General features: G+C 71.7%; 15 protein-coding genes. 8 read left to right on the top strand and 7 right to left on the bottom strand.

The window, feature by feature from the left end:
* The coding region (locus tag K7C98_RS18920; RefSeq protein ID WP_224193089.1) for a hypothetical protein at positions 1–205 on the bottom strand (205 nt) is incomplete at its 3' end.
* On the opposite strand from K7C98_RS18920, the gene K7C98_RS18915 reads away from it, so the two are divergent.
* Both K7C98_RS18915 and K7C98_RS18910 read left to right on the top strand, forming a co-directional pair.
* A complete protein-coding gene (locus tag K7C98_RS18915) occupies positions 204–1,793 on the top strand; it encodes a hypothetical protein (RefSeq protein WP_224193088.1) in 1,590 nt (529 codons plus the stop codon). The two genes, K7C98_RS18920 and K7C98_RS18915, sit on opposite strands and share 2 nt — an antisense overlap.
* A gap of 49 nt (positions 1,794–1,842) precedes the next feature.
* The gene (locus tag K7C98_RS18910) at positions 1,843–2,190 is read left to right on the top strand and encodes a hypothetical protein (protein ID WP_224193087.1); all 348 of its coding nucleotides are present in this window, start codon (positions 1,843–1,845) and stop codon (positions 2,188–2,190) included.
* Between the two features lie 94 nt (positions 2,191–2,284).
* On the opposite strand, the gene nth is transcribed toward K7C98_RS18910, so the two are convergent.
* Positions 2,285–2,965, bottom strand: a complete 681-nt coding sequence (gene nth, locus K7C98_RS18905) for an endonuclease III (RefSeq protein ID WP_224193086.1) — start codon at positions 2,963–2,965, stop codon at positions 2,285–2,287.
* Between the two features lie 151 nt (positions 2,966–3,116).
* Between nth and K7C98_RS18900 the strand changes: the two genes are divergently transcribed.
* The 3 genes from K7C98_RS18900 to K7C98_RS18890 all read left to right on the top strand — a co-directional run bounded on the left by K7C98_RS18900 (position 3,117) and on the right by K7C98_RS18890 (position 6,271).
* Positions 3,117–3,947, top strand: a complete 831-nt coding sequence (locus K7C98_RS18900; protein WP_224193085.1) for a hypothetical protein — start codon at positions 3,117–3,119, stop codon at positions 3,945–3,947.
* A gap of 4 nt (positions 3,948–3,951) precedes the next feature.
* Positions 3,952–4,338 carry a lactoylglutathione lyase gene (gloA, locus tag K7C98_RS18895; protein WP_224193084.1) on the top strand — a complete coding sequence of 129 codons (387 nt, stop codon included), beginning with the start codon at positions 3,952–3,954 and terminating at the stop codon, positions 4,336–4,338.
* 265 nt (positions 4,339–4,603) lie between these two features.
* Positions 4,604–6,271 carry a CFI-box-CTERM domain-containing protein gene (locus K7C98_RS18890; protein ID WP_224193083.1) on the top strand — a complete coding sequence of 556 codons (1,668 nt, stop codon included), beginning with the start codon at positions 4,604–4,606 and terminating at the stop codon, positions 6,269–6,271.
* 51 nt (positions 6,272–6,322) lie between these two features.
* Here the strand turns inward: K7C98_RS18890 and K7C98_RS18885 are convergent, their stop codons facing one another.
* Together K7C98_RS18885 and K7C98_RS18880 are read right to left on the bottom strand one after the other, a co-directional pair.
* On the bottom strand, positions 6,323–8,182 hold the full coding sequence (locus K7C98_RS18885) for a serine/threonine-protein kinase (RefSeq protein ID WP_224193082.1): 1,860 nt from the start codon (positions 8,180–8,182) through the stop codon (positions 6,323–6,325).
* A gap of 251 nt (positions 8,183–8,433) precedes the next feature.
* Positions 8,434–9,294 carry a hypothetical protein gene (locus tag K7C98_RS18880; protein ID WP_224193081.1) on the bottom strand — a complete coding sequence of 287 codons (861 nt, stop codon included), beginning with the start codon at positions 9,292–9,294 and terminating at the stop codon, positions 8,434–8,436.
* Positions 9,295–9,416: 122 nt separating this feature from the next.
* On the opposite strand from K7C98_RS18880, the gene K7C98_RS18875 reads away from it, so the two are divergent.
* A complete protein-coding gene (locus tag K7C98_RS18875) occupies positions 9,417–10,436 on the top strand; it encodes a hypothetical protein (RefSeq protein ID WP_224193080.1) in 1,020 nt (339 codons plus the stop codon).
* Entirely contained in the window at positions 10,411–10,782 is a 372-nt protein-coding gene (locus tag K7C98_RS18870; protein ID WP_224193079.1) for a hypothetical protein, read from the top strand. Before K7C98_RS18875 ends, K7C98_RS18870 begins: the two co-directional genes overlap by 26 nt.
* A 127-nt stretch (positions 10,783–10,909) precedes the next feature.
* On the opposite strand, the gene K7C98_RS18865 is transcribed toward K7C98_RS18870, so the two are convergent.
* Together K7C98_RS18865 and K7C98_RS18860 are read right to left on the bottom strand one after the other, a co-directional pair.
* Positions 10,910–11,944 (bottom strand): DUF4846 domain-containing protein, encoded by a 1,035-nt coding sequence (locus K7C98_RS18865; protein ID WP_224193078.1) that lies wholly within the window; start codon positions 11,942–11,944, stop codon positions 10,910–10,912.
* A 794-nt stretch (positions 11,945–12,738) separates the two neighbouring features.
* Positions 12,739–13,785 (bottom strand): potassium channel family protein, encoded by a 1,047-nt coding sequence (locus K7C98_RS18860; RefSeq protein ID WP_224193077.1) that lies wholly within the window; start codon positions 13,783–13,785, stop codon positions 12,739–12,741.
* 992 nt (positions 13,786–14,777) lie between these two features.
* Between K7C98_RS18860 and K7C98_RS18855 the strand changes: the two genes are divergently transcribed.
* Positions 14,778–15,560, top strand: coding sequence for a hypothetical protein (locus tag K7C98_RS18855; protein ID WP_224193076.1), 783 nt, complete (start codon positions 14,778–14,780; stop codon positions 15,558–15,560).
* Positions 15,561–15,752: 192 nt separating this feature from the next.
* Here K7C98_RS18855 and K7C98_RS18850 read toward each other — a convergent pair whose 3' ends face one another.
* Positions 15,753–17,264: an HTTM domain-containing protein gene (locus K7C98_RS18850; RefSeq protein WP_224193075.1), complete on the bottom strand. Its 1,512-nt coding sequence runs from the start codon at positions 17,262–17,264 to the stop codon at positions 15,753–15,755.
* Between the last annotated feature and the right edge of the window lie 139 nt (positions 17,265–17,403).

Genomic DNA, 17,403 nt, shown 5'->3' with positions numbered 1-17,403 from the left:
ACGGAGGCGTGACGCCGACGTCGCCGACCGGGATCGCGTCGACGATGGCGACCGGTTCGGACTCCGACGGGACCGCGACCGATGCGCCGACCACGACCGAGGGCACCGACAGCGCGGGCCCGAGCACGGGCGAACCGACCGGCTCCACCGGCACGCCCGCCAGTTGCAACACGCTCACCGTCGATCCGCCCGAGGTCACGATCATGATCGACAACGGCGTGCACGCGCCGGCGCAGCTCAACGCGTTCTGCGACGGCGCGCCGGTGACGGCGACGTGGTCGGCCGACGCCAGCTACATCGCCTCGGTCGACGAGAAGGGCCTCGTCGAGGCGGGCGGGCAGTACGGCGGCCAGCTCGTGGTCCAGGCGCTGCACGGCAACAAGACCGCGGAGGCGACGGTCAACGTGTTCCTCAAGGTCGACCTCGTGCCGCCCGAGATCACCGAGGCCGACAAGGCGATCCTCGACGGCGCGACGATGCCCGACACCGCGGTCCTGTCGTACCCCTACGACGGCACCGTGTTCCCCAAGGGCCTCGCGCCGGCCGAGCTGATGTGGCACGGCAGCACGCCGGGCGACAAGTACCTGGTGCGCTACAGCGGCCAGTTCGTCGACGCCAAGATCTACACGCTGGCCGAGCCGCCCTCGCGGCACACCATCACCAAGCCGCTGTGGGTCCAGATCTCCGAGTCGAGCTCGGGCCTGCCGCTCAACCTCGACGTCCACCGCCTGCCGGCCGGGCAGGCCGCGGCGTTCGTGCTCGCCGACGACACGTGGACGATCGCGTCGGAGAAGCTGATCGGCTCGGTGTACTACTGGGCCAACAGCCTCGGCCGCGTGCTCCGCATCAACCCCGGCGCCGACGCCCCCGAGGACTTCCTGCTGGCCGCCGGCTACGACGGCTGCAGCACCTGCCACTCGGCCTCGGCCAACGGCACGCGCATGATCATCGGCGGCGACATCGACGTGACGACCTGGGACCTCGTCAACAACGTGCCGCTGTTCTCGACCACGTCCGTCGGCAAGCCGGTGCGCAACTGGGCGATGCCGGCGATCTCGCCCGACGGCACGGTGGTGATCGAAAACGGCGAGACCAACCTGCCGGGCCCGCCCGGCGGCCAGCCCGGCATGTGGGACGCGCTGACCGGCGCCAAGCTGATGGGCACCGGCATCGACGACCTCATCCTCAACATGCCGACGTTCTCGTCCGACGGGCGCAAGATCGCCTACGTCGATCACAACACGCACTCGCTGATGACGCTCGACTACGACGCCGTCGCCCGCACCGCCAGCAACCCGGTCCAGCTGGTCGAGCCCGGGCCCGACGCCACCTTGAACGGGATCGTCTTCCCGAGCATGACGCCCGACGGGCGCTACGTCATCTACCACCGCGGCGCCTACCCGGCGATGCTCGACACCCGCAACGGCACGAGCGACATGTTCCTCGCCAGCGTCGAGCAGCCGGGCACGGAGATCCGGCTGGGCGCCGGCAACGGCGACGACTACGGGTTCTACGCCGGCGACCGCGACCGCCACTGGAACTACGAGCCGACGTTCGCGCCGCGGGCCTCGGGCGGCTACAACTGGGCCGTGTTCACCTCGCGCCGCACCTTCGGCAACAAGCTCGAGGGCGGCAAGGACGCGGTCAAGCAGCTGTGGCTGGTGGCCATCGACGAGAACCCGCAGCCGGGCGTCGACCCGAGCCACCCCGCGTTCTGGCTGCACGGCCAGGACGTGAACACGCTCAACATGCGCGGCTTCTGGGTCCACAAGAACGACGACCCGGGCGGCTGAGTTCGCGTGTTGCTCGTGCTCGCCGCGCCGGCCGCGTATGCTGCCGGCGATGGACGAGCACGCGCTGTCCGAGCTGTGTGACGGCCTCGAGGCGCTGATCCGGCGCCTCCACCCCGACGGCCCGCGCCTCGACCTCACGGCGGCGCGGGCCGAGTTCGCGACGGCGCTGGCCGCCATCGACGACGCGGCCAGCCACGACCTCTCGGCCGCCTCCGAGGGCAGCCTGACCCGCGCCGATGCCCTGCGGATCCGCAGCGCCAAGTTCGTCGCCTCGCTGCTGCCGCCGGGCATGTTCGCCGACCCGAGCGTGCGCCGCGAGGTCGGCCGCACCGCCCGCGCGCTCGCCCAGGCCGCCCTCGGGCCGCTCGCGCCGAGCCGCTGGCTCGACCGCGGCTGATGTTTTTAGGAGCATGTCCAAGAGAGAATGTCGAAAAAGACATGCCCCGATGGGCATGTCTGCTCGGACATGATGAAAGGTGCAGGCGCCGGCGTCACCCGGACGCGGCGACGCGGGCGGCCGCGCGCGCCCTGGCCTCGGCGGCCAGACGGGTCTTGACGCCGGCCCACGAGCAGATCGGGCAGACCTTGGGGTCGTGGCCGCGGGCCGGGCAGTGCTCGCGGCCGAAGTAGATGATCTGCAGGTGGAGCTTGGCCCACGCCTCGGGCGGCCACAGCGCCTTGAGGTCGGCCTCGGTCTTCTCGACGGTGGTGCCGTCGGACAGGCCCCAGCGGGCGGCGAGCCGGTGGATGTGGGTGTCGACCGGGAACGCCGGCACGCCGAACGCCTGGATCATGACGACGCTGGCGGTCTTGTGGCCGACCCCCGGCAGGGCCTCGAGCGCGGCCATGTCCTTCGGGACATGTCCTCCGTGCCGCTCGAGCAGCAGCTGCGACAGCCGGCGGATGTTCTTGGCCTTGGCCGGCGCGAGGCCGCAGGTGCGGATGAGGGCCAGGATCTCGGCCTCGGACAGGCGCGCCATCGCCTCGGGCGTGGGCGCGCGGCGGAACAGCTCGGGCGTGACGAGGTTGACCCGCGCGTCGGTGGTCTGCGCCGACAACACCACGGCCACCAGCAAGGTGAAGGGGTCGCCGTGGAGCAGCGGGACCGCGGGCTGGGGATAGAGGCGGTCGAGGACGGCCTGGATCTTGAGGGCCTTTTCGCTGCGCTTCATGTCGGTTCGCGTGGGCCCAGCCTACTCCAAACGCGGGCGAAATCGAACATCCGGGCCAGATCCGCGGCAAACGGCCCCCACCAGGCCGCCGGGCCCCCGGGCGGACGGCGAATTCTCGCCGAGGACGGGCCGTTTTCGTACAATCGGCGCCATGCTCTCGACCCCCCGCCTCGCCCTCGTCCTCGCCGCCGTGAGCCTGGGTTGCAACCCGACCACGTCGGGCGGCACGACCCCGCCCCCCGACAACGCCAACACCGGCGCCGGCGGCCCGACGATCGGGGGTCCCCCGCCGGAGGGCGGCGGCGCCGCGGCGGCCGACCCGCAGAACCCGGGCGGCGCCGCCGGCACCACCGACCCGGGCGCCGGCACCGACGGCGCGGGCACCGGGGTGGTGGCGGGCTCGCCGAACGACACGCGCTTCCTGGCCCCCGAGATCTCGCACTCGAAGGGCGTGGCCGGCGGCGTGGTGGTGCTGTTCCCCCGCATCATCCCCAGCGCGATCGCGGCCGAGAACCAGAACTACGCCCAGGCGGTCCAGCAGAAGATGAAGCAGCTGGTCGAGAAGGCGCTGCCGGGGCGCCCGATCGACGTGCGCCCGTCGCCCGAGCGCGTGTGCCCCAAGGCCGGCTGCGAGGCGATGTCGATCGGGGTGCTGTTCACGCGCCAGAACAACTCGTGCATCGCGGTGGCGCTGGTCAACGCGCCCGGGGTGTCGACCACCAAGATGGTCCCGTGGGGCGGCGAGGTCACGCTCAAGGCCGACCCGATCCAGTTCCGCGATCCGCCCGAGAACTTCGTGACGATCAAGGACTACACCAACTGCGACCAGCTGGTGGTCGAGATGGGCAAGCAGGACAGCTTCGTCGAGGCGGCCCTGCGCGCCGCCGCCGGCCCGAGCCCGAGCGCCACGGCGACCACGCCCGCGGCCCCGAACACGCCGGCCGCGTCCGGCAACATCACGGCCAAGCCGAGCGGGAAGTAGCGCCGTGCGGATCCTTCACACGATGCTGCGCGTCGGCGACCTCGAGCGGTCGCTGGCGTTCTACACCGAGGTGCTCGGCATGCGCCTGCTGCGGCGCCGCGACTACCCCGACGGCCGCTTCACCCTGGCGTTCGTCGGCTACGGCGACGAGGCCGACACCGCCGTGCTCGAGCTGACCCACAACTGGGACACGTCGTCCTACGAGCTCGGCACCGGCTACGGCCACATCGCCCTCGAGGTCGAGGACGCCGCGGCCGCCTGCGCGTCGATCCGCGCCCGCGGCGGCAAGGTCGTGCGCGAGGCCGGGCCGATGAAGCACGGCACCACCGTGATCGCGTTCGTCGAGGACCCCGACGGCTACAAGGTCGAGCTCATCGAGCGCAAGACCTGACGGGTGTTCGCCGAGACATGTCCGCGAGGGCATGTACCGGAGAGCATGCTCGAAGGGACATGCCCCTCCGAGCATGAGCCGAGTGGCCGGATTCGGTGCTCCAGGTCGGCGGTGCCGGTCGCGCTCCTCGCGGAGGTTGTCGCAGAGGTCGCGGAAGGCCGCGCTGGAGCCCGCGGTCGTGAGCCCCGGCGAGCGGCCTTTGCGGGGCCGTGGTAGGATGCCGGAGCAGATGGCGCACGGACCCCGCATCTGGCGAATCTGGCCGATGTTGGCCGCTCTCGGCCTGCCGCTCGCTCTGCCGGGGCGGGCGTCCGCGGCCGACGAGGCGATCCTCGTCGAGTTCCACTACACGCCGGTGCCCGACGTGCAGATGGCGATCTGGCTCGAGGACCGGGACGGCCGGCACGTGCGCGACGTCCTCGTCACCCAGGCGACCGGCAAGTACGGCATCGGCAACCGCCCCGGCCGCTGGGACTTCGTGTCGAGCTGGCGCGCGCCCTACGGGCCGCGGCCGTCGGTGCTGCCGATCTGGGCCCACCGCAGCGGCGCGAGCTACCCGCGAATCGTCTTCTTCGACCAGGAGCCGCTCGACCAGGAGTCGCTCGGCTGGCACGAGAACAGCAGCACCGCCGAGAGCTACTTCTGCATCCCGCTCACGCCCGAGGCGAACCAGACGGTCGTGGTCGACACCATGACCTGCCCCTCGCCGAAGAACTTCAGCACCGACAAGGGCCGCTTCGACCCCGAGGGCGGGCGGAGCGTCTACCCGCCGCGCAACGACCTGATCGTCTTCGACGGCATGCTCGACTCGCCGGATGCGAAGGAGTACAGCGGCATCAACAAGCTCGACTCGGTCACCGCTGCCACCCCGGTCGGCGACAAGGAGGAGTTCGCCGCCTTCTTGATCCCGGCGGACGTGGTCGCTCGCGGGCCGATCACCGCCTACGCCGAGGTCAGCCTCGAGCACGACGAGAACGCCCAGTTCGACTTCGACCGCGAGGACGACCACTACGTCGACCCGCGGCTCGACCAGTACGGCGTCGAGTACCTCGGCCAGCCCTCGGTCGTGTACGCGGTGAGCTTCGATCCGCGCGAGCGCGGCTTCACCGGCACCGACGCCTACGCCGGCTACGGCGACTGGAACGGGGCCTCCGGCGCGCTCCACCCGCCGGACGCGACGATCAGCGAGGACGGCGGGAGCGGGGCCGACCGGCTGCGGCTGATGACCAAGAACGGCGACACGTTCCGCTGGGGCGTGTTCTCGTACGGCAGCGAGGGCGTCGTCGACACCGACGGCGACGGCTGGGACGGGAGCTGCAGGTTCCACGACCTCGCGCCCGTCACCGACCTGGAGCCCGAGGTCCTCGCGTTCGACCGCGTGCGCCTCAGCTTCACCGTCCCGGAGCAGGACGACCCCGACACGTTCTCGAGCGTGAAGATCCGCCACATCACCGGCGAGGACATGACGTGGACCCCGGAGGTGTTCGACGCCGCCCACGAGCTGCCGCCGATCGACATCAGCGGGCTTTCGCCGTTCGGCCGGCCGAGCAGCGTCGAGATCGGCCAGCTCTGGGGCGACTACACCTACCAGTTCGCGGTCCTCTACGAGGACAGGTGCACCAACCGCAGCACGATCGCCACGACCAGCGTGACCACGCCGGCGCAGCAGTTCCAGACGGTCGACTCGTTCTGCTTCGTCGCCACCGCCGCCTTCGGCGCGCCGTGGGCGGCCCAGGTCGCCGCGCTGCGGGCGTTCCGCGACGCCTGGCTCAAGCCGTCGGCCACCGGCGCCGACCTGGTGCGCTTCTACTACGCCCACAGCCCGCCGCTCGCCCGCGTGATCGCCGGCGAACCGCTGCTCCGCGGCCTCGCTCGCGTCGTCCTCCAGCCGGTCGCCGACGCGGCCCGGGTGGCCACGGCGCCGGCCGGGTGAGAGTCGGATGAACCATGAGACATGTCCGTGCGGGCATGTCTCGAAGCGCAGCTAGATCTGGTAGTCGCTGTTGTAGGTGAAGGCCTGCTTGCCCTTCTTGAAGCGGCGCTTCTCGAAGGCCTTGACGACGCAGTCGGCGAACGGCGCGTTGCCCTTGTGCGACTTGAGATGGGCGTCGAGCTTGCCGCTGCCGCCCTCGACCTCGACGGCGACGCGGACCAGCTCCTTGGCGGCCTCGTGCTGGTCGGCGCAGCGGCGGACGTCGCTGGCGAGCGCGCCGAAGAACTCCTTGCGCTCCTCGTCGGTCGACTGGACCAGCTGGGCCGGCGCGCTCTTCTTGTGCGGCTTGTCGTGCTCGTCGTCGTCCGGCTTGTGCGGCTTCTTCTTCGGCTCGTCTTCCTTCTTGGCCGGAGGCGGCTCGCCGGTGCTGCCGTCCTCGCCGGTGCCGGCGGCCGCGGGCACGGGGGCCGGGGTCACGACGGTCGGCGGCGGCGGCTCGTCGGGGTCGGTCGCCGCCTCGGGCTCGCGGTTCAGCAGGTAGTAGACGAGGCCGCCGAGGCCGAGGACCACCAGCAGGAGCAGCCCGGCGAGCAGGCGGTAGGGGTTCGGGCGCGCCGAGAAGTTGCTCGGCTCGTCGTCGACCTGCGTCGCGGGGGCGAGGTCGGACGGGCGGTGCCTGGCCGGCTCGACCTGGAGCGGACGCGGCGGCGGCGTGACGTGGCGGTTCGGCGTGACGTGGCGGTGGTGCGGCGTGGCGTGGCCGACGTCGTGCGGGCGCAGGCCCTCGGGCGTGTGGGCCCGCGCGGTCGATTCGCCCGGCGGGATGCTGTCCTCGCCCTGGACGCCGAAGTCGTCGGCCTCCCACTGCAGCGGCGGGACGTTCTGCGTGTAGCGCAGCGCCCGGTCGGCGTCGATGATCGCGTCGGCGAACTCGCGGATGGTCTGGAAGCGCTCGTTCGGATCCTTCGAGAGCGCGCGCAGGACGATCTTCTCGATCGTCTCGGGGATCCCGGCGTCGGGCGCCCGTTTGCGCGGCGCCTCGGGCTCGTCGACCATCTGCATGGCCACCGTGGCCATGAAGGTCTGGCCCTTGAACGGGACGCTGCCGGTCAGCAGCTCGTACATCACGACGCCGACCGAGTACACGTCGACGCGGGCGTCGGGCTTCTGGTCGCGCGCGATCTCGGGGGCCATGTACTCGGGCGTGCCGAGCAGCGTGCCGGCCTCGGTCGCCATCTTCTGCCGGTCGACGCGGCCGCTCGCGGTGCCGTCGACGATGACCTTGGCGATCCCGAAGTCGAGGATCTTGATGAAGTCCGGGTTGCCGCCGCGCTTGATGCGAAAGCAGTTGTCCGGCTTCATGTCGCGGTGGACGATGCCGGCCTCGTGCGCGGCGTCGAGGGCGCGGCAGACCTGGAGGAGGATCCGTCGCACGCGCGTCCACGGCTGCTTGCCCTCGCGCGCGAGCATGGTCGCCAGGTCCTCGCCCTCGAGGTACTCCATCGTCAGGAACGCGAGGCCCTGCTTCGTGTAGCCGAAGTCGGTGATGTCGACGATGTGCTCGTGGTGCAGCATCGAGGCCGTGCGGGCCTCTTGCAGGAAGCGCGCGATGATCTCGGGGCTGTCGCCGTACTCGGGCGAGAGCACCTTGACCGCGAGCTTGCGGCCGATCGTGATGTGCTCGGCCTGATAGACCGAGCCCATGCCGCCCTCGCCGATGCGCTTGAGCAGGCGATAGCGGTCGGCGAGCACGGTGCCGACGAGGTTGCTGTAGTCGGGCGGGGGGCCGACGACGGACGCCTCCGTGGTCGTCGGGGCTACGCCGTTTACGAGGCGGTTCGGCTCGATCGGCGCGTTGTCCCTGGCGTCAGCGGGAGCGTCCTCGCCGGGCGCAGTAGGGTTGGGTGGCACGCTCCGCATGAACGACGGGTCGTGTCAGCATACCCCAGGCGCGTGAAAGCTGGGTACGCGTGGCCGGGTTCGTGCGATCGTTGTCTCGCGAGGCGCGCGTTCGCGCCGCGTGAGACCCTCGTGCAGACCGTCATGGAAGCCGCGAAATAGCCCGACGCGCAGCTTTTTGCGGCGGTCGGGCTGTTTTTTCGGGGGCCGACGTGGGTGTGCGGCCCATCCAGGGGACGGCCGCGTGGTGTGTAATCGAATGCTCAGCCCGGCAGTCCGCGGACCGCGGCGACGAGGTCGCCGACGGTGAGCGCCTCGGGCAAACCCTTTTCGCCGAGCAGGTTCCACAGCGGAAGGAGGGAGGCGTCGGCCGGCTGCTCGCGCAGCGCGTCGCCGAGAGCGCGGGTGGCGGCGCGACGCTTGCCGAGGGCGAGGCCGCGGGCGAGAGCCTCGGCGATCGGGTTGCTCGGCCGCTTGCGCTCGGGGGGCTGGGCCGCGGCGCCGGCGATGATCCGCTGGCCGCCGAGGCGACCGCGGGCGGCCGCGTCGGGCGCGCGCACGGGGCGGGTGATGATCTCCGGCTCGGCGACGGCAGACTCGGCGGGGCGCTCCTCCGGCGCGGCGGGCGGCGCGGCCACCTCCTCGGCAGCTGCGGGCACGCCGCCCTCGTCGGCGCGCTCGCTCGTACCCGGAGCCCGCACGCGCTCGATCACGGGGGCCGGCGCGTCGCGGCGCCAGCGGCGGCGCTCCCACGCGTCGTCGCGCTCGCCGGGCCGCGGCGCCGGTTCGCCGGCGGCGACGCGCTGCTCGAGCGCCTGACCGCGCTGGAGGATCTCCTCGCCGTGGCCGCGCGGCAGCACGGTGACGACGGTGTCCTCCTTGATGATCGCATAGAGCACGTCGCCGAAGCTCTCGAGCGGGATCAGGATCTGCGGCTCGGCGAGCATGACGTCGAGCGTGCGGACGGCCTTGCCCGAGTCCTCGGCGTTGGTGATGGCGTGGTCGAGGCGGTCGCGCAGCGCCTCGTCGTCGTCCTCGCCGAGAGTCGGGACGAGCTCGCGCAGCCGCTGCACGGCGCGGTGGGTGATGCTGTAGCGACGATGACCGGGAAACGGGTTCCGCATGGTGCCTTGCCGCGCGGGTGTATCGCGGCGGCGACGAGTTTGCCACCGCGCATGGGCGGGTGCTGGTGAAAATTGCGACATACTTGCGCCGCGGCGCGGCACTCTGTCAGGCTCTGGGGGTCATGCCGGGACATCCGCGAGGCGAGACCTTCGGTCGCGGCCGTGCCGGTCGGAGCCTGCTCGCCGCCGTGTTCGTGCTGGCGGTCGTCCTGGGCGGGGCGCCGGCCTGGGCCGCGCCGTTCGGCGGCACCGGGCACGCGCCGATCAGCGAGAAAGTCGACGCCCTCAAGGCCCGCGGCCAGGCGCTCGAGCGGGCGCGGCGGGCGGCGCTCGAGGCGGCGCTCGAGCAGGTCGGGCCGGCCGACGCAGTTCAGCGAAAGAAGATCCTCGACGAGGCCGCGGTGTGGACCCGGGCCTACCGGGTGCTGCAGCAGGGCGACGACGGGGCCACGGCCTCGGCTGTGGTGTCCGTCGACATCGACACCGGTCGTCTGTCCAAGGCGCTGGCCGTGCCGGCCGCGCCGGCGGCGAAGGAGGGGCCGGCCCTGGTCGCGGCGCGCGGCGAGGGTTGTGCCGAGGGCGCGGCCGAGTCGCTGGCGCAGCGGTGGATCAAGGCCGGTCTGCTGCGCGACGGCCGGGGCGGGACGATCTCCGCCGCCGCGGCTCGCACCCTCGAGCTCCGCTGTCGCGAGCTCGGCGCGGTCAGCTACCCCCGCGGTGTGGTCGTCGAGGCGGCGGTGGTCCTGCGCGGCGAGGGTCGCGACGGCACCGCCTCGGCCACCGCGGTGGGCTTCGCGGCCGACCCGGCGGCGGCGGCGGCCGCGGCGCTCGAGAGCGCTTCGAACCAGGTCTCTGCGAACATGTCCGTCCAGACAGGCGGCGGCTTACGCCTGCGCCTGACCACCCCGTGGCCGGCGGCGCGGGTGCGGCGGGTCGAGCGCGCGATCGCCGAGTCGGTGATCGGGGCCCAGGCGGTCCGCGTGGCCGCGATCGGGGGCGACGGCTCGGTAATTCTGAGGATCGACGGGCCGCTCAGCGCGGCGGAGCTCCAGGAGCGACTCGGCTCGGTGCAGGTGCCCGGGGCGACGCTCGTGGCATTGGAGGTGGAGGCGCCCGATGTCGTACACGCGCGGCTGCAATAACAATCGGTGGGCGGGACGGAACTGGACGTGCGCGCTGGCGCTGGCGCTGGCCTTCGCGGGCGGCTGCAAGCGCAGCGAGCTCAGCGGCGCCGAGCAGTCGGCCCCGCTCGTGATCGAGGTGGCCCCGGGCGACCTCGACGCGGAGGTGTTCGTCGACGGCAACTACGTCGGTCAGGTCAAGGTGCTGCAAGAGCCGGAGACCGGGCCGCTGCTGCTGGCCCCGGGCATCCACCGGGTCGAGGTCCGCAAGCCCGGGCGCTTCCCGGTCCAGGTCACCGCGACGGTCAAGAAGGACCGCAACGGGCCGGTCGTGATCCGCGCCGAGCTGCTCGAAGATCCGAGCTGAGGCGGGCGAGCGCGGCTGCGCGTCGGGACATGTCCGAATGGACCTGTCTCCGGCGCCTTGCGTGGAAAGACATGTCCTATCAGACATGTCTTATGGGTCCGATGACGCGGCGGCGCTGGCGTCCCGGTCAGCCGTCGCGGAAGCGGCGCAGGTCGCGGTCGGTGAAGGGGCCCCATTCGGGGGTCATGGCGCCGGCGGCCAGCGCGTCGGCGCGGTACCACGGCGACAGGGCGGGGTCGCCGGGGTTCTTGAGCACGTGGAACTGCTGCGCCGGCATGTAGCTCTGGCCGAGCAGGAAGTAGCGGGCGCCGCGGTCGTCCTCGGCGATGTCGAGGACGAGGACGGCGTGGCCGGGGAAGCCGCCCTGGACCAGCACGTCGCCGGCGGCGAGCGCCGCCAGCTCGCGCCGGGGCAGCTCGGCGGCGATCGAGGCGGTGCCGGCGTAGGTGAAGAGCGTGCGCATGTAGCCGCGCAGGGTCTCGCGGGTGGCGGGGCGCGGGCTGCCGGGGACGCGCTGGGCCTTCTTGCCGACCAGCTTGAGGCGGGTGCCGGCGAGGTAGGAGGCGAAGTCCCACGGGGTGCCGTCGGTCAGCTTGAAGGCGATCGCGCGCCGCTGATCGGCGGCCCACTGGTACTCGACGCGCAGGCGCATGACCGCGTCGGCGCACTGCTGGAGATCGCGGTCGCCGACGTCGATGTCGACGACGCGGTGGTGCGCCGATTGGTTGGGCTTGGTCTCGCCGTTGAACAGCAGCACGGGCGCGTCGGCGGGGAGCAGCGGCAGGCCGCGCAGCCAGGCGCCGAAGCTGCCCGGCGCCAGCGGGACCCGGCGCGCGCCCGCGGGAGGGGCGATCGCCGCGGCCAGCTGCTCGCGCGCCGGCGGAGCGCCGCCGGCCTCGGTCAGCCAGGTGTACTGCGTCAGCGGCGGCACCGGGGTGGCGGCCGATCTGTCCGCAGGGACAGGCGAGGCGGCAGGCTCGGGTGTTTTAGGGGGCCTGTCTCCGGGAGCATGTGCTTCGGGACCTGTTCTGGCGGACGTGTCAGGAGGGGCAGGTTCGACGTCGGCAGACGCCCCCGCCGGCGGCGCGGCGACCGGCGGGGCCACGCTGGCGGAGTCGCAGGCGAGCAACGAGGCGAGGCCGAGGAGGGCGAGGCGGAGCATCGCCGGCAGTATGCGCGCAGCGGCGGGGCGAATGGGCGAGGGCGCGTTCGAGTCACCTGTCGCTTTGCGCAGCCGCGAGCCCGACGCGCCGGGGGAGCTGGTGGCGATCGTCGACAAGTGCGCTCGCGCGCGAGCGCGGCCGTGGCGCGCGTTGCTGAGCCGGGCCGGGCGGCAGCGGAGGAGCGGGCCGATGGTGCGGCCGGAAGAAGCGCGGGGCGGGGCGGGAAACCGAGAGTGAGAAGGCCCAGCGCCAGCAAGGGTGAGGCGGTGCGAGGCGGGGCGCGGGAAACCAGCGGGGACTGGGCGGCGACGGGCCGGAGCGGGAACCGGACAGCGATACGGCGAGGTCGGGCCGGAGCGGGAAACGGACAGTGAAAGGATGCGGCGGTAGAAGAAGGAAGAGCGAGGTGGTCTGCGGGGCGGGAAACGGACAGGGACGGGGCGAAGCGGCAGAGTCGGCCCGGGGCGACAGGCGGGCCGGGACGAGGCCGGGTCGGGGCGGGAAACGGACAGTCGAAGGACGTGGCGGCGAGACAATGCGCGAACGGTCGGTCTCGCAAGACGGACGGCGCGGGAAGCGGAGAGGGCGCAGCCGCCGAGAAGGACGCGTGAGACTGCCCGGCGCGGGGGCAGGCCGGGGCGGGAAAACGGACAATGAAGGGGCGGGGCGGCGGAGACGGCGAGCGCTGGGCCGGGGCGGGAAACGGACAGCGACGGCGGCGCGGCGGCAGAAAGAAGGATGCGTGCGACGAGCCGGCGCGAGGGTCGGGCCGGGGCGGGAAACGGACAGCGTCTCAGCCGCGCGCGCGGGCCTTGACGGCGGCGATCTCGTCGACCGCGACGTGGACGATGATGCTCTCGCCGGCGTGCCGCGGCTCTTCGCGGCCGAAGCGGTGGGTGGGGGGCTCCTTGCCGCGGCGGACGCCGACCACGGGGGCGTCGAGGAGGGCCCGGATCTCGGTCGCGTTCTTGCCGACCAGCGGGCTCGTCGGTGTGATGTCGAGCTCGAGCGTGGCCATGAGCGTGTCGCCGAGGCGGTAGGCGCCGTGGATCCGCTCGTCGAGCGCGGCGGCGGCGAACAGGGGCGCCGACAGGGCCGAGGTCGAGAAGATCGACTCGACGGAGAACGCCTTGCCGAGCTTGCGCGCCATGTTCTGGTCGAAGAAGCGCATGACGAGGCGGATGTTCGGGTTGATCTGGCGCGCGTCGAGGCCGACCTCGAGGTTGACGAGGTCGTCGTTGGTGCAGGCGATCAGGCACTTGGCGTGGTCGAGGCCGAGGTCGCGCAGCACGCTCTCGCGGCGGGCGTCGCCGATCATCAGCGGGACGCCGCGCGCCCGCGCCTCCTCGACGAACGGGCCGTCGCCGCGGGCCTCGACGACGATGACGGGGTGGCTGCGCTCCAGCAGCTCCTCGAGCACGCGGAAGCCGACGTGGCCGAGGCCGATCAGGATGATGTGATCGCGGTAGGTCTGGGCCATGATGCGGATCCACGCGGTCTGGTGGTTGTTGAAGTCGAACAGCGACAGGCCGACCTTCAGCAGGCCCTCGGCGACGATGAAGGCGCCGACGATCGGGACCGTGAAGTACATCAGGCGCAGGACCCAGTCGTCGGGCAGGTCGCTGACGTGCTCGAAGAACAGCTGGGTGTAGACCTGGTAGCAGGCGGCGACGAAGTCGAGGGCGCCGACCTCTTGCGCGCTTCCGCGCCCGAGCAGCGTCACCCCGCCCGCGATCGTCAGGGCGGCCAGGAGCCCCAGCCGCGGCGCCAGCAGCCGCAGGGCGTAGGCCAGGAAGCGCAGGCGGGCGAGCAGCGGCGTGCGGACGCGGCGGACGGGCATGCGGGCCGGCTACGGTAGCGCGGCGCCGGCCGGGCAGGGAAGGGGCGTCGCGCGCGCGGATGCCGGCCCGCGGCGGGTAATTCCGCCGAATGCGCGTCCCGCCGGCAGCGCGACCTCGCCGCCGAGGCCGGGCAGCGGGCGGAGAGCGGACGCCCGCGCGAGATCGGGCGGCTGACTTCGAGAACATGTCCTGAGGAGCATGTGACAGCCGGGCCCGAGCGGCGGTCCGTCGGCGCGACGAGCCGGCGGACGCCGCCGGTGTGCGGGCGATCAATTCCGATCGGGCTACCGCCGAGTTCGCATGCGGTCGGGTCGGTGACGATTGAACGACGATTCATCACCCGTCATTGGTGGATGTGCCCGGGGCAGTGCGGCCATTGGCTGCATCTGCAGCCTGCTCAGGGAATGGATGATGTGTGCGCAGGAGCTGTCCCCGGGGCCAGCTTCCCTGCCGTCCCCAGTCGAGGGTGACAGCGGGGGGATTCGGCGGTGTCACGACCGGTGTTCATATTGGATCGATCCGTCGGCGGTCCCGGTGCGTAGCGTCTGGATGTGCACAGGCGGTCGCACCCGGCGATCGATGTTTATTCACGAGCAGCCTCATCCTGCCGGCCGAACCTGGAGCAGAACGGCGTTACTCTGCGCGTGTGGACCGCGGCTCGTCGCGGGAGGCCGCTGTCACAATCTCACCCGGAGTCTCCCTCGACGATCGAAGTCTGGTCCCTGGTGGCCGTAATTGTGCGGAATATTGAACATCGTTCAGGGCACAGGCGATGATCCGCGGTTGAATCGTCATCGACGGCCGTGTCCTGTGCTTCCGCGTGTGAGGACGCCATTGGCCCCGGCTCCATGGAACGTGTTTTTTGGGGCCGCAGAGTGCTGTTCGTCGCAGATGGTCATGCAGACGCGTGGGTCGGAGACGCGAATGGAGCGGATGCGCCGCTGGCGAATTATGTCGTGACTCAGCCGACTGTTTGCGGCATATCTGGTGCATGAGCATCCTCCACCGTCTCCGGTCCGATCTGCAGCGCAGCGTCGCGGAGCACCAGGCCATCCTTTTGGCGCAAGTGCTCCGGCAACGCTTCGCCGAGCTCACCCTCGGCGACCTGCGCGAGATCCTGACGAGCCCCCTCGGACGCGGCCTCGACAACCTGAAACTCGCCGAGCTCAGCCAGACCGCCGCCGAAGGAGGCAAGCGCGGCGCCCCCCCGGCGAAGCGTGGTGGCGGACGTCCGTCCAGGGCGGACGCGTCGCCGCTGCGGTCCGGCCGTTCGCCGAGCGCCACCAGCAGCGACTACGTGTCTTCGATCGTCGAGGTGCTGCAGGCGGCGGGGACCGGGATGACATCGGGTGAACTGCGCGCCAAGCTCGGTGGCAGCCCGAGCACGATGTACCGCGCCGTCACCGAGCTGATCAAGGCGGGAAAGGTCCGCAGCGAGGGCAAGCCGGCCCGCTACTCGTGGATCCCGGGGGCCGAATGGGAGGTGGACCGGGACGACGACGACGAGGTCGCCAGTCTGCCGCCGCCGAACAAGCGCGGCCGCCCGCCGGTGGTCTCGGCGCGCACGCTCGAGGGCCGCGCCCACTACGACGCGGCGGTGATGAACCTGCTGCAGCAGACGAACGGGTGGATCGGCGCGTCGCAGCTGCGCGCCCACGTCGGCGGCTCCGACAATCAGGTGCGCATCGCCCTGCACCGCCTGGTCGCCTCCGGGCAGGTCTCCCGCCGCGGCGAACGCAACTCCACCGAATACCGGGTCAACAGCCGCGCCTAGGCCGCGACCGGGCCATTTCGAGCGGCCCTCGCCAGTTCTCGGCCGCGCTGGCCGCGTTGCTCGTCGGTGACAATATGCTCCCTCCTCGCGCCTTGCCAGCCGGTCGGCCCTCGTCATCGACGGCATCGGCGGCCGGCCCACGAGTGGTTGCGTGTGCAAGTACACCGTCTCGCGGGCGGCCGGGCTTCACATTCACAGGGTCCGCTCGGGCGCCAGCGCGGGGTCGGCCATCGGCAAGATCCACCGCGCCGGCCAGATCGAGCGCGGCTGCCTGGCGAGGTCGACCTCGGGATCGATCATCAGCTGCGCCGGGCGACCGTTCAGCGACACGCCGGCGACCGCGCGGACCTGGATGTCCTCGTGGCCCTGGGCCCGCAGGTCGTCGGCCAGGTGATGCGCGAACTGCAGGATCATCTCGGGCCTGACAGTCATCTCGGAGCGCTGCCAGCTGGTGAGGTACTGCCGCGGGTCGACCTCCCACGTGCGCTCCTCGTGCGGGTCGGTGACGAGGAAGCGGACCTTGGCGTGCTTGTCGCGCAGCTTCATGCGCCACGAGAACTTGTGGCCCTCCTCGGTCCAGGCGACGTCGCCGGGATACAGCCAGTGACGCAGCGGGAACAGCACCTGGAACGCGCAGTAGGCGGCGAGCAGACCGACGGTGACGCGTTGCCGTCGGCTCAAACCGGCGCGCAGCGGCGAGCTGACCGGCTCGCGCGGACGCGCGGCCAGCCGCGGCTCGACACGGTCGACGGTCTTGAGGCCGACCACCCGCGCCATGAACCTGCCGAAGCGCCGCGGCCAGTCGGGCTCGAAGAACATCAGCGTGGCCGCGGCCATCACCCACGGGAAGATGCCGATCGAGAACACCCAGCCGTTGATGGCGTTGAACAGCAGGGCGGCGACGAACGCGAACGGCCGCGTACGCCGCCACAACAACAACGGCACGATCGACAGGTCGAACAGCAGGCCGCCGTAGCTGAAGAAATAGACGACCCACTCCTGGGTGAACAGCGGGCCGACGAGCGGCCTGCCGGCCCGCTGGGCCAGCCACATGCGCATCGGCTCGCCCTGCAGCCAGTCGCCGTTGATCTTGGCGATCCCGCCGAACACGTAGGGGACGGCGATCTGGAAGCGCACGAACCACAAGGCCCAGGTCGGCACGGTCTGCGCGCGCAGCCGCGGCCGCAGCCAGGCGTCGACGGAGAACGCCCGGTTCGCGGGCACGAAGATCATGACGAAGCTGATCAGCGCGATCAGATAGAAGTGATTGAGATAGCGCGCCTGCTCGAGCAAAAACCAGTAGCTGAAGCCGAGGAAGAACACGGTGGCGGCCACGCGGTAGCAGAAGCCGAGCATGACGCAGAAGGCGGCGAGGGCGAGCACGAGGAAGTGCGCGTACATGCCGTCGCCCGGCCACGGACGGACCCAGTCGAATCCGTAGTACGTGAAATGAAAGCGGGGTTGAATGTACGTGGCGCCGATCTTGCCGTAGTAGCGCCACACGTCGACGAGCATCAGCAGCGCGAAGGCGACGCGGAAACCCACCAGGGAGGCGATGTCGACCGGCACGAACAGCCGCTCGAGCGGCGACTTGGCGGGCCGGGACACGGGGCCGGAGGCCGCGGCTCCTCCACCGTGAATGTCGGCGGCGGGCAGGACCTCTTCGCGGCGAGTGACGGAGAGGGACGAGGAGTTGACGTCCATGAACGGATCGATAGCGCCGGGCGTGCGCGTCACCGACCCGGGCGCTCGCCGGCCCCGCCTGTCGCCGTGAGACCCACGAGGGCGACGCCGGCCGACGAGGGGCCAGTGCGCCGCTCGTCGGGCCGGAGATCCAGCGCAC

Source organism: Nannocystis pusilla (assembly GCF_020073745.1).
Classification (GTDB): Bacteria; Myxococcota_A; Polyangia; order Nannocystales; family Nannocystaceae; genus Nannocystis; species Nannocystis radixulma.
This window is presented reverse-complemented; position numbering and strand designations above follow the sequence as displayed.

What these genes read in the sequence shown, in the direction of transcription:
- K7C98_RS18855 (WP_224193076.1), top strand. Translation starts at nt 14,778, where the DNA reads ATGAGCATCCTCCACCGTCTCCGGTCCGATCTGCAGCGCAGCGTCGCG.
- K7C98_RS18865 (WP_224193078.1), bottom strand. Translation starts at nt 11,944, where the DNA reads ATGCTCCGCCTCGCCCTCCTCGGCCTCGCCTCGTTGCTCGCCTGCGAC.
- K7C98_RS18900 (WP_224193085.1), top strand. Translation starts at nt 3,117, where the DNA reads ATGCTCTCGACCCCCCGCCTCGCCCTCGTCCTCGCCGCCGTGAGCCTG.
- K7C98_RS18860 (WP_224193077.1), bottom strand. Translation starts at nt 13,785, where the DNA reads ATGCCCGTCCGCCGCGTCCGCACGCCGCTGCTCGCCCGCCTGCGCTTC.
- K7C98_RS18915 (WP_224193088.1), top strand. Translation starts at nt 204, where the DNA reads ATGATCGACAACGGCGTGCACGCGCCGGCGCAGCTCAACGCGTTCTGC.
- K7C98_RS18875 (WP_224193080.1), top strand. Translation starts at nt 9,417, where the DNA reads ATGCCGGGACATCCGCGAGGCGAGACCTTCGGTCGCGGCCGTGCCGGT.
- K7C98_RS18880 (WP_224193081.1), bottom strand. Translation starts at nt 9,294, where the DNA reads ATGCGGAACCCGTTTCCCGGTCATCGTCGCTACAGCATCACCCACCGC.
- K7C98_RS18890 (WP_224193083.1), top strand. Translation starts at nt 4,604, where the DNA reads ATGTTGGCCGCTCTCGGCCTGCCGCTCGCTCTGCCGGGGCGGGCGTCC.
- K7C98_RS18870 (WP_224193079.1), top strand. Translation starts at nt 10,411, where the DNA reads ATGTCGTACACGCGCGGCTGCAATAACAATCGGTGGGCGGGACGGAAC.
- K7C98_RS18850 (WP_224193075.1), bottom strand. Translation starts at nt 17,264, where the DNA reads ATGGACGTCAACTCCTCGTCCCTCTCCGTCACTCGCCGCGAAGAGGTC.
- nth (WP_224193086.1), bottom strand. Translation starts at nt 2,965, where the DNA reads ATGAAGCGCAGCGAAAAGGCCCTCAAGATCCAGGCCGTCCTCGACCGC.
- K7C98_RS18910 (WP_224193087.1), top strand. Translation starts at nt 1,843, where the DNA reads ATGGACGAGCACGCGCTGTCCGAGCTGTGTGACGGCCTCGAGGCGCTG.